Here is a 10,170-nt window from a genome sequence, read left to right on the forward strand (position 1 = left end):
GAGTCAACCAAACTGATGGGTGGTCCCGACACCCGCCGCCGCCCGGCGTTCCCGCTTGCGCCGCGCACGCCGCCTGAAGACCCACACCGCGGCGAGGACGAGCAGGACCAGCCCCACCAGCACGAGTACGGGCAACAGGATCGCCAGCACGGACAGCACGACGCTGCCGAAGTCCTCGGCGGTGCTCGCGACCGGGGCGCCGACACCGGCCGTCGTGGCGTTGACCACGGGACGGGACGCCGCCTTCACCCCGTGCACGCAGAGCGCGATGAGAATGCCCGCCGCGACCGGCACCCACTGGTGCGACCCGAAGAACGATCCCGGGTCCTGCACGGTCACCGTCTGCGACGACGAACCCGCGCCGAAGACGATGCCGCCGGCCGTCGGGCGTACGACGGTCTGCACGATGTCGTTGACGTGGTCCACCACGGGCACCTTGTCCGCGACGACCTCGACGGCCAGCAGCACGGCGAAGATGCCGATGACCCAGCCGTTCGCGAGCCACTGCGAGCCGGTGGGCAGGTCGATCAGGTCGGTGTAGCGGGCCAGCAGACCCATCGTGAGCAGCGGGATGTAGGCATTGAGCCCGGCCGACGCGGCCAGGCCCGTTCCGGTGAGCGCTTCGAGCACGATCTCAGCATGGCACCGCCGCGCACGTCCCGCCTGTCCGCGTTGGTTACTCTCGTCCGGTGCGTCTGGTCATCGCGAAATGCTCCGTGGACTATGTCGGCCGGCTCTCCGCCCATCTGCCCCCGGCCACCCGCCTCCTCATGGTCAAGGCCGACGGGTCGGTGTCCATCCACGCCGACGACCGCGCCTACAAGCCGCTCAACTGGATGAGCCCGCCCTGCAAGCTGCAGGAGGCGCCGGGCGTGTGGAAGGTCGTCAACAAGGCCGGCGAGGAGCTGCGCATCACCCTGGAGGAGATCTTCCAGGACACCTCGTACGACCTCGGCGTCGACCCGGGCCTCGTCAAGGACGGCGTGGAAGCCCACCTCCAGGAGCTCCTCGCCGCCCACCCGGAAACCTTCGGCGAGGGCCACACCCTGGTCCGCCGCGAGTTCATGACCGCCATCGGCCCGGTCGACCTGCTGCTGAAGGACGCCTCGGGCGCCTCGGTCGCCGTCGAGGTCAAGCGCCGCGGCGAGATCGACGGCGTCGAGCAGCTGACCCGCTACCTCGAACTGATGAACCGCGACCCCCTGATCGCCCCGGTCCAGGGTGTCTTCGCCGCCCAGGAGATCAAGCCCCAGGCCCGCGTCCTGGCCGCCGACCGCGGCATCCGCTGCGTCGTCGTCGACTACGACAAGCTGCGCGGCATGGGCAAGGACGAGCTCACCCTCTTCTGAAACTTGTGCGAGAGTGGGGCCGATGAGCGATGTCGATGCGGCCGAGGAATGGCTGGACTCGTGGGTGGCGCGCGTGGATGCGAACGCCGTCCGCGCCGTCGAGCTGTCCCGGCGCGTCGCCGCTCTGACCGGCTCCGCGCGCAGCGACGACGGCCTGCTCGAGGTGGTCGTCGGCCCGGCCGGGCAGCTGGAAAGCCTCCGCATCGACGACCGGGCGGCCCAGCAGCGCACCGGCCCCGAGCTCAGCCGGGGCATCATGGCATTGGTCCGCCGGGCCCAGGCCGATCTGGCGGCGCGGGTGGCGGAGCAGGTCGAGCGCACAGTCGGCGCGGACACCGAGACCGGGCGTGCCGTCGTGCAGTCGTACGCCACACGTTTCCCGGCCGAGCGGTGATGCGATGGAGCTGTCCCCGGACGCCGTTCTCGGTCACGCGCAGAGCGTCGACCGCATCGCCGACGACGTGCGTCAGGCCCGGTCGGCGGTGCGTGCGGTCACCATGGACAGCCAGGCGTACGGGCAGCTGTGCCAGTTCCTGCCCGCCCTGCTCGGCCCGCTCTTCTCGGTGGCGGCCGGCAGTCTTCACGACACAGAGGACGCACTGCGGGAAACCTCGCTGAAGCTGCGTGCCATCGCCCGCGAGACAGCCTCCACCGACAATGCCGCCGCGAACCTCTTTCCGTGAGCACCGACCCGCTGGTGGCGCCGAGCCAGGACTCGACAACCTGGTACACCGGGCTGGGCCTGATCGAGGACGCCGCCGACATCACCAGCGGCATCCGCGACAACAGCTGGGTCGACGGCACGCTGGGCGGTGTCGGCGGCTCCCTCGACATGCTCGCGCTGGCCGTCGATCCGCTCGGCACCCTGGCCGCCTGGGGCGTCTCCTGGCTGATGGAACACGTCCAGCCGCTCCGGGAAGCCCTCGACCAGCTGGCCGGCAACGCCGACGAGGTCGCCGCCCACGCCGCCACCTGGTCCAACGTCGCCACCTTCACCGCACAGGCCCGCCAGCACTACGCCGATCGCCTCGCCGCCGAGGTCTCCGGCTGGTTCGGCGCGTCCGGTGACGCGTACCGCTCCCATGCCGCCCTGCACATGCAGGTGCTGGACGGTCTCGCCCGGGCAGCGGAGGGCATCTCCTCCGCTGTCGAGGGCGCGGGCCTGCTCGTCGGGCTGGTGCGCGGCATCGTCCGCGACCTGATCGCCGAGTTCGTCGGCACGCTGGCCGCCCGGCTGCCGCAGTGGCTGGCGGAAGAGGGGCTCACTCTGGGCCTGGCCACCCCGGTCGTCATCAGCCAGGTCGCGACGCTGGTCGCGAAGTGGGCCGACCGCATCCAGCACTTCGTCCGCGCCCTGCTCAGCAGCCTGCGGCGGCTGGCACCCAAGCTCGACCGGCTGGCCGACATCTTTACCGAGCTGAGCAAGCGCAACCACGACCTCGCCCGGACCGACCCCATTGCCACAACGACCACCCCCACGCCGGCCGAATTCCGCGCCGACTTCCCGGCTGGATCGGACTTCATCGACGATGGCGATCCGTTGTCCGATCGGGCTGTCGAGGCCTACCGGCGCATCCGCGACAGCCCGCAGGACACACAGCTCGCCGCATCCAACACCGGCCTCGACGCCCGGGTGCTCGAAGGCATGCGCCAAAACCTCTTTGTCCAGCAACATGACATAGCCACCGGCCCGGGTCAGGTCGAGCGAGGCTACTTCACCCCGTACGACCGCATCTCCGACCTGTGGGACGGCGCGACAGCGGGGACCCTGACCGATCACCAGAAGGTTCAGTTCCGCAGCTTGGCGGCACACGAGTACGTCGAGCACAAATTGATGGAGGCGGGACTCCCCTACCGCTCGGCCGATCCGGGCGCCTGGACCTCCGACGGCTCGAGCCTCTTCAGCCCTGACCACCCGGGCGCGCACAACCTGGCGCCGCACGAGACGAGGCCGCACGCTCCACTCCAGCACTGGCGGGCGCTGGGCCTCGATCCCTCGGGTCTGGAGATCGCCGAGGATCTCTCGAACCTGGATGAGATCGTGGCAGCAGCTCTGCGAGGATTGCGACGATGACACCCGACGAATCAGTACGCGTCACGGCCGACCGGCTACGCGCTGTCAGCTGGCAAGGCCACGGCTATCGCAGCTGGTCCCGGGCTGCGTTGCTCAAGGAGTACTTCCGCCGTGCAGCGCGCTGGGCCAAGGCTTTCCAGTGCGAGCCGGACAATGTCTTCTTCGACATCGCCGGCTGCGTCGACCCTGGTGTCCGAGCTGACCAGCAGGCAATCGACGAGGTTCTTGCGGCAGTGGAGGAAGGCGGCTGGTACGTGACGCGGCTGACGCCCTCCATCCTGCACTGGGCCGCCGTGCGCGCCGTTCCCGGCTTCACCATGCCCGAAGGCCTGGAGGATCCGTTCGAACCGCTGATCGTACTGTTCGAGCGGGACGGGGGGTTCCATCTCGAGAACGGCTTCGTCGATCTCGATTATGTGTCCGTTCCGACGCGCGGCTGGCGCGAGCGGGACAACGACCCGGCCATCGCAAGCCTCGACCCGGCCGATCTGGACGACATGGACCGAGCCGGATCGCTCGCCCAGTTCGGTCGCGTCCTCGGGCCTGACGACTGATCGGCGCGCGGTCAGTCGCCGGGGCGGGGGACGGGGGTGTCGGCGAAGGCGGCGACGGTGCGGTCGGCGTACGCGTTCATGTCGCCCACGGTCATCTCGCCTTCCCACTCGTGGGGCAGCGGCGTCGGCACGGACGGGGCGACGCGCTGGACGATCTCGTCGAGGATGCGCTCGGAGTGGCCGACCCAGAGGTGCTTGCCGTTCGGGATGCCGATCACCTCGGCGTGCGGGACGGCGGCGAAGCGCTCGACCGCCTCGGCCGGCCGCAGGTAGTCGTCGAACTCGGGGACGAGCGCGGTCAGGGGCTTGCCGGCCTCGGCCCAGGCGGCCAGGTGGGCGGGCTGGGAGAAGCGGAGCGGCGGGGACAGCAGGACGGCGCCCCGGACGGCGGGGTCGAGGCCGTGCATCAGGGTGAGGTCGGTGCCGAAGGACCAGCCCAGGAGCCAGATGTTCGGGAGATCTTCGAACTCGGCGTACTCGATGGCGGCGGCCACGTCGTATTTCTCGTCGGCGCCGGCGGAGAAGGTGCCGGTGCTCGTGCCGCGGACGCTGGAGGTGCCGCGGGTGTTGAAGCGGAGGACCGCGAGGCCGGCCAGGGCGGGCAGGCGCCAGGCGGCCTTGCGGAAGATGTGGCTGTCCATCATGCCGCCGTGGGTGGGCAGTGGGTGCAGGCACACCAGGGTGGCCACCGGGTCGCGGCCGAGCGGGCGGGCCAGCTCGCCGACCAGGGTCTGGCCGTCGGCGGTGTGGAGTTCGATGTCCTCCCGGTGCGCGGGGAGGACGGAGTTGGCGCGGATGCGTTGTGACACAGACACATCCTTACCCATAGCGCGGCGCGTTGCGGGAGCGCTCCACCCCCGGGCCGCGCCGGTCCCGCGCGCGCCAGCAGCCGGTGTGCCAGTGCCGCCGGTCGGTCTCGTCGCCGCGCTCGTCGGCCGGCCAGGCCACGATGTGGGCCACGCCGGGGCGGATCTCCTGCATGCACCCCGGGCACCGGTACGTCTTCACGGCCGCCCCGCCGAAGATCGACCGCACCATCCACTCGCCGTCCTGATACTGCTGGACGCCGCCGATGCCCCGCCGGACCCGATCTTCCTCGATTCCTTCAGGAGAAGAGGACGACGAGTGACCGCGCGTCTTGGGGCGGTTCCGGCGTGGGCTCACGAATCAAGCGTACGTGTGCGGCACGGCCCGGCTAATGCGACATAGACTCACGTTCATGACGGACGCCCGTACGCCCGGAATGCCCGTGTTCGAGGACGGTCTTCTGCTGTCCACCAGCCCCGCCACCGGCGTCGAGGCCGGTCGGGTGCCCGTCGCCGACGAGGCCGCCGTGACAGCAGCGGTCGAGAACGCGCGCCAGGCCCAGCGGTGGTGGGCAGCACTCGGCTTCGACGGCCGGCGCACCAGACTGCTGCGCTGGCGGGCCCTCCTGGCCGAGCGCCTCGACGAACTGGCCGAGCTGAGCCGGGCCGAGACCGGCAAGCCCCTCGCCGACGCGATCGTCGAGATCGTCGCCGCGATCGAGCACCTCGACTGGGCCGCGCGCCACGCCCGCCGGGTGCTCGGGCCGCGCAAGGTCCGGTCGCGGCTGCTGGTCGCCGAGCACGCCGCGCACCTCGAGTACGTGCCCTTCGGCGTGGTCGGCGTCATCAGCCCGTGGAACTATCCGGTGCTCGTGCCGATGGGCCCGATCGCCGGCGCGCTGGCCGCGGGCAACGCCGTGGTGTTCAAGCCGAGCGAGTACACGCCCGTCATCGGCCAGTGGCTCGCCGACTCGTTCGCCGAGGTGGTGCCCGAGCAGCCGGTGCTGCGGACCGTGCACGGGGACGCCACGACGGGCGCCGCGCTGTGCCGGGCCGGGGTGGGCAAGCTCGCGTTCACCGGCTCCACCGCGACGGCCAAGCGGATCATGGCGACGTGCGCCGAGACGCTGACGCCGGTGGTGCTGGAGGCCGGCGGCAAGGACGCGCTGATCGTGGACGCCGACGCCGACATCGGTGCGGCGGCCGAGGCGGCGGTGTGGGGCTCGATGACCAACGCCGGGCAGACCTGCATCGGCATCGAGCGGGCCTACGTGGTCGCGCCGGTGTTCGACGCCTTCGTCGGTGCGGTGGCGGAGAAGGCCGGGCGGCTGCGGATCGGCGAGGAGATCGGGCCGATGACGATGCCCGGCCAGCTCGACGTGGTGCGCCGGCACATCGACGACGCGCTGGCCAGTGGGGGCGAGGCGGTGGTGGGCGGGGCGGACGCCGTACGGGCGCCGCGCGTCGCTCCGACCGTACTCGTCAATGTGCCGGACCACTCCGCGGCCGTGCGCGAGGAGACCTTCGGGCCCACGCTCACCATCACGCGGGTCGCGGACGCCGAGGAGGCTTTGACCAAGGTCAACTCCGGCCCGTACGGGCTCGGCGGCGCCGTCTTCGGCAAGCGCGACGCGATCCGGATCGCCCGTCGCATGCGCGCCGGCATGGTGTCCGTCAACTCGACGCTCGGCTTCGTGGGCATGGCGACGCTGCCGTTCGGGGGCGTGGGCGACTCGGGATTCGGGCGCGTGCACGGGGAGGACGGGTTGCGCGAGTTCTCCGTACCCAAGGCTGTGACCGTGCGGCGCGGACCCTCCGCGCTGCCCGCGATGACCTTCGAGCGCACCCCCGCGCAGGTGCGCCGCATCGTCAAGGTGGTGAAGCTCCTGTACGCGCGCCGCCCGTGACCAGCCTTGCTAGATTGCGGCGGTGGAAGCGATCGTCGTCCGTGACCTGGCAGTGAGCTACGGCTCCACCGCCGTCCTCACGGGGCTGGATCTGACCGTGCCCGCCGGCACGGGCGTCTGCATCACCGGCGAGAACGGCATCGGCAAATCCACCCTGCTGCGCTGTGTCGCCGGCCTCCAGCGCCCCGACGAGGGCGAGATCGAGGTCTTCGGCGGCCCGCCCGGCGCGGCCCCCGAGTTCTGGCGGGCCGTGGCGACGACCGTGGAGCCCCCGACCTGGTACCCGGGCCTGACCGTCCGCGAGCACGCCGAGCTGGTCTGCCGCGCCCACGGGGTGCACGCCGACGACGCCGGGGCCGACGAGGCCCTCGAGCGGCTCGGCATCGGGGCCCAGACCGACGCGATCCCGGCGTCCATGTCGTCCGGTCAGAAGCAGCGCCTCACGCTCGCCCTCGCCTTCCTGCGCCCGAGCCGCCTGCTGATCCTCGACGAGCCCGAGCAGCGCCTCGACCCTGAGGGCCGGGAGACGGTCGCCGCCCTCATCGCCGAATACCTAGCCGACGGCGGCAGCCTCCTGATGGCCAGCCACGACGACGCGTTCACCGCGGCATCCGGAGCGTCGGGCGTCGGCATGCCCTCGCTGGCCGCCCGGTGACCACGCTGGTCAGCGCGGGCGAGGTCCGGCGCTGGATCGGCCGTACGCAACGCGCGCACTCCAGCCGCTGGGAGATCGCCGACAACTGGTACTTCGCCGTCCTCTTCGTCGCGATCGTCGGCGGCATGGTCCACAAGCAACTCGCCGCCGTCTTCTGGCCCACGCACCCCAACGCCTCCCAGCTCGCCGGCGTCTCCTTGGTCCTGACCATGCTCGGCGGCCTCTACCTGCTCCTGCGCCGCTTCGGCCCGCTGGCGATCAGCCGCCCCGCCGCGTCCTGGCTGCTCACCGCCCCGATGAGCCGCCGCGCCCTGCTGCTGCCCGGCCTCGGCTCGGCCCTCGCGGTGTCCGCGCTGACCGGTGCCGTGGCCGCGCTCGCCGTCGAGGGCCACGTCCTCGCCCGCCCGCCGGCGTCGCTTTTCCCCGTGGCCGGCGCGCTCGCCGCCGCCACGCTGCTGCTGATCGCCCTCGCCGCGCAGGCCGACCGCTGGTGGTCACGCTGGTCCGACCGACTCGCCGCGCTGGTCCTGGCCGCGGGGCTGGCCGGCCTGGTCGCCGACTCGGCCGTCACCGCGCCCCCCGCGCCCGCCGGGTGGCCCACACCTCAGGCGGTGGTCACGGCCACGGGTGCGCTCGCGGTGATCGTCGCGGCCGGCTTCCTGGTCTCCGTACGCAACCTCGCCCGCACGCCCAACGACCGCATCCTCGAATCGGCGCGCACCGCGGGCACGCTCTGGGACTCCGCGTACGCCATCGAGCCGTCGTTCGTCTCCGACATGGTCGAGCGCCGCTACTGGTCCCGGCGTCACCTGCGCTCGCGGCGCCTGAGCGGGCGGGTGCCCGTACTCGTGGCGCAAGATCTCCTCATGCTCCGCCGCCGCCCGGCCCGCCTGCTCTGGCTCGCCGGCAGCGCCGCCCTGCCCGCCCTGGTCACGACCGCCCCGCGCCTGGTGCTGGCCGCCGTCGTGCTGATCGGCGGCCTGCTCGCCGGCGGCGTCACCACCGCCACCCTGCGCACCGACACCGGCAACCCCTTCATGCTCCGCATGCTGGGCATCGACTCCCGCACGGCGATCCTGCAGCGGGCCGCCGTCCCGGTCACCCTGGCCACCCTCTGGTACGCCCTCAGCCTCACGATCCTCATGCTGCTCGGCGACCTCCCCGCCGGCCCGTGGTGGCTCCTCGGCGTGGCCCTCGGCCCGGTCGGCGCCGTGGCGGCCGTCCGCAAGGCCCGCGCCGGCTTCGTGGACAACGGTCTCATGCCCTTCGACACCCCGATGGGCTCGGTCTCCACCGGCCCCCTGATCGCCGCCCTGGCCGGCGTGGACATGCTGGTCCTCGGCGTTCCCGCCCTGGTCCTCATCGCCCAGAACCAGCCGTTGTCCTGGACCGCCGTCCTCGTCCAGGCCGTCATCACCGCCGCGGGCTGCCGCCTTTACCTCTCCGCCACCACCGCCCAGGACCGCGTCGAACTCGCCTGACCTCAGCTCATGCTTTCGAGAGGCGGCGAAGCGCCGGAACGCAGGCCGCCAGCAGCATCGCCGCCGCTCCCGAACCGGCGCCGGCCAAGGCAACGGTCGCCGGGCCGGCCACCGCGGTGAGGGCGGAAGCGGAGACCTGGCCGAGGGGCAGAGCCAGGAACGACCAGAACTCGTCGTGGGCGCCCACCCGGGAGAGCAGACGCTCCGGGATGTGAGTATTGGTGATCGTCGTCCAGACGACCGTGAAGAACTCGGCGACGACACCCGCGACGAACGAGGCCGTCACGAGCCAGGGCAGGTCCGCACCCGCCCCGAGCAGCATGAGCGGGAGGGCGGCCAGCGCCATGGCGGTCAAGGCCGGCGTCATGGGCCGCCGCATGATCGGCACCCGCACCAGGGTCAGACCGGTCAGCAGCGCCCCGGCCCCCCGGGCGCCGAGCGCGAGTCCCCACCCCTCGGGGCCGATGGTGGCGCTCGTGAGCACCGGGCCGAGGACCTGCCAGACGCCCGTGGTGGTCGCGTTGAAGACGGCGAAGGCCAAGGTGACCGACCAGATCCACGTCCGGGTCCGGAAGTAGGTCCAGCCCTCGGCCAAGGCGCTCAGCATCGAAGGTTCGCCTGCGGCTCGCGGTGGCACGGCCGCGGCTCGCGGTGGCAGGGAGATCCGGGCGAAGCAGGCAGCCGCGGCGAGAAAGGTGGCCGCGTCCACGGCGATCGCCCAGCCGCCGCCGGCCGAGGCGGTCAGCCAGCCGGCGGCGCCCGGCCCGAGGATGCGCGCGGTGTTGCCGGCGGCGGCCAGCAGCGAGCCGGCCTGCTGCAGAGCCCGGCCGGACACCAGGTTCGCGAGAATGCCGCGCAGGGCCGGCGTGGTCAGTCCTTGGAAGATTCCGTTGAGAGCCGCCAGCGGCAGCAGCAGCACGGGGCGCTGTCCGGTGAGCAGCACGACGGCGACGCCGGCCTGGGTGACTCCGGCGCCGAAACTGGTCAGGCGGAGCACGAAGTCCCGGCGGTAGCGATCGGCGACGGCGCCGCCGATCAGCATGGTGGCGACCATCGGAACCGTGGCGGCGGCGAGGACCGCGGACAGCCAGGCTCCGCTGCCCGTGACCCCGAGAACTCCGAACGCGAGCGCAACCGGCGACATGAAACTGCCGGCCATCGAAATCGAGCGCCCGACAAAGAACCACCGGAACGCCGGCGACCGCAGCGGCCGCTCCGTGGCAAGAACACCGCTCGGTGCCGCCGGATGCTGTGGCGCCTCCGGCGTCGCCGCTTCCGCCATGAGGACTCACCTTGCCCGCGCAGGACGGAGCCCTCAAGCCAGTTTCAGGCCGCGCCGATGCA

At 72.1% G+C, this 10,170-nt stretch carries 12 protein-coding genes; 8 read left to right on the forward strand and 4 right to left on the reverse strand.

Annotated features, from left to right (window positions below; genetic code table 11):
* Positions 1–3: 3 nt before the first annotated feature.
* Positions 4–630, reverse strand: coding sequence for a DUF4126 domain-containing protein (locus tag RAN62_RS03895; protein WP_305783016.1), 627 nt, complete (start codon positions 628–630; stop codon positions 4–6).
* 59 nt (positions 631–689) lie between these two features.
* On the opposite strand from RAN62_RS03895, the gene nucS reads away from it, so the two are divergent.
* The 5 genes from nucS to RAN62_RS03920 are packed head-to-tail and all read left to right on the forward strand — an operon-like array spanning position 690 to position 3,977.
* Positions 690–1,349 (forward strand): endonuclease NucS, encoded by a 660-nt coding sequence (gene nucS, locus RAN62_RS03900; RefSeq protein ID WP_305783017.1) that lies wholly within the window; start codon positions 690–692, stop codon positions 1,347–1,349.
* 22 nt (positions 1,350–1,371) lie between these two features.
* Positions 1,372–1,743: a YbaB/EbfC family nucleoid-associated protein gene (locus tag RAN62_RS03905; protein WP_305783018.1), complete on the forward strand. Its 372-nt coding sequence runs from the start codon at positions 1,372–1,374 to the stop codon at positions 1,741–1,743.
* Between the two features lie 4 nt (positions 1,744–1,747).
* Positions 1,748–2,032 carry a type VII secretion target gene (locus RAN62_RS03910; protein WP_305783019.1) on the forward strand — a complete coding sequence of 95 codons (285 nt, stop codon included), beginning with the start codon at positions 1,748–1,750 and terminating at the stop codon, positions 2,030–2,032.
* On the forward strand, positions 2,029–3,423 hold the full coding sequence (locus RAN62_RS03915; protein ID WP_305783020.1) for a WXG100 family type VII secretion target: 1,395 nt from the start codon (positions 2,029–2,031) through the stop codon (positions 3,421–3,423). The genes RAN62_RS03910 and RAN62_RS03915 overlap by 4 nt, the downstream gene beginning before the upstream one ends.
* Positions 3,420–3,977, forward strand: coding sequence for a hypothetical protein (locus RAN62_RS03920; protein ID WP_305783021.1), 558 nt, complete (start codon positions 3,420–3,422; stop codon positions 3,975–3,977). Before RAN62_RS03915 ends, RAN62_RS03920 begins: the two co-directional genes overlap by 4 nt.
* Before the next feature lie 11 nt (positions 3,978–3,988).
* Here RAN62_RS03920 and RAN62_RS03925 read toward each other — a convergent pair whose 3' ends face one another.
* Both RAN62_RS03925 and RAN62_RS03930 read right to left on the reverse strand, forming a co-directional pair.
* Positions 3,989–4,786, reverse strand: coding sequence for an alpha/beta hydrolase (locus tag RAN62_RS03925; RefSeq protein WP_305783022.1), 798 nt, complete (start codon positions 4,784–4,786; stop codon positions 3,989–3,991).
* A gap of 10 nt (positions 4,787–4,796) precedes the next feature.
* The gene (locus RAN62_RS03930) at positions 4,797–5,141 is read right to left on the reverse strand and encodes an Rv1322 family protein (protein WP_498371873.1); all 345 of its coding nucleotides are present in this window, start codon (positions 5,139–5,141) and stop codon (positions 4,797–4,799) included.
* A 55-nt stretch (positions 5,142–5,196) separates the two neighbouring features.
* Here RAN62_RS03930 and RAN62_RS03935 point away from each other — a divergent pair, with 55 nt between their 5' ends.
* Genes RAN62_RS03935 through RAN62_RS03945 form a run of 3 tightly spaced genes read left to right on the forward strand, consistent with a single transcriptional unit; the run spans position 5,197 to position 8,826 of the window.
* Positions 5,197–6,690 (forward strand): aldehyde dehydrogenase family protein, encoded by a 1,494-nt coding sequence (locus RAN62_RS03935; RefSeq protein ID WP_305783023.1) that lies wholly within the window; start codon positions 5,197–5,199, stop codon positions 6,688–6,690.
* A gap of 22 nt (positions 6,691–6,712) precedes the next feature.
* Positions 6,713–7,345 (forward strand): ABC transporter ATP-binding protein, encoded by a 633-nt coding sequence (locus tag RAN62_RS03940; RefSeq protein ID WP_305783024.1) that lies wholly within the window; start codon positions 6,713–6,715, stop codon positions 7,343–7,345.
* Complete coding sequence (locus tag RAN62_RS03945; protein WP_305783025.1) at positions 7,342–8,826, forward strand: DUF6297 family protein; 1,485 nt, start codon at positions 7,342–7,344, stop codon at positions 8,824–8,826. The genes RAN62_RS03940 and RAN62_RS03945 overlap by 4 nt, the downstream gene beginning before the upstream one ends.
* Before the next feature lie 7 nt (positions 8,827–8,833).
* Here the strand turns inward: RAN62_RS03945 and RAN62_RS03950 are convergent, their stop codons facing one another.
* Positions 8,834–10,108 (reverse strand): MFS transporter, encoded by a 1,275-nt coding sequence (locus RAN62_RS03950; protein WP_305783026.1) that lies wholly within the window; start codon positions 10,106–10,108, stop codon positions 8,834–8,836.
* Positions 10,109–10,170: the final 62 nt, after the last annotated feature.

Source organism: Symbioplanes lichenis, from assembly GCF_030709675.1.
Classification (GTDB): domain Bacteria; phylum Actinomycetota; class Actinomycetes; order Mycobacteriales; family Micromonosporaceae; genus Actinoplanes; species Actinoplanes lichenis.

Coding starts and splice junctions, on each gene's coding strand:
- RAN62_RS03905 (WP_305783018.1), top strand. CDS start 1,372: ATGAGCGATGTCGATGCGGCCGAGGAATGGCTGGACTCGTGGGTGGCG.
- RAN62_RS03910 (WP_305783019.1), top strand. CDS start 1,748: ATGGAGCTGTCCCCGGACGCCGTTCTCGGTCACGCGCAGAGCGTCGAC.
- RAN62_RS03920 (WP_305783021.1), top strand. CDS start 3,420: ATGACACCCGACGAATCAGTACGCGTCACGGCCGACCGGCTACGCGCT.
- RAN62_RS03935 (WP_305783023.1), top strand. CDS start 5,197: ATGACGGACGCCCGTACGCCCGGAATGCCCGTGTTCGAGGACGGTCTT.
- RAN62_RS03950 (WP_305783026.1), bottom strand. CDS start 10,108: ATGGCGGAAGCGGCGACGCCGGAGGCGCCACAGCATCCGGCGGCACCG.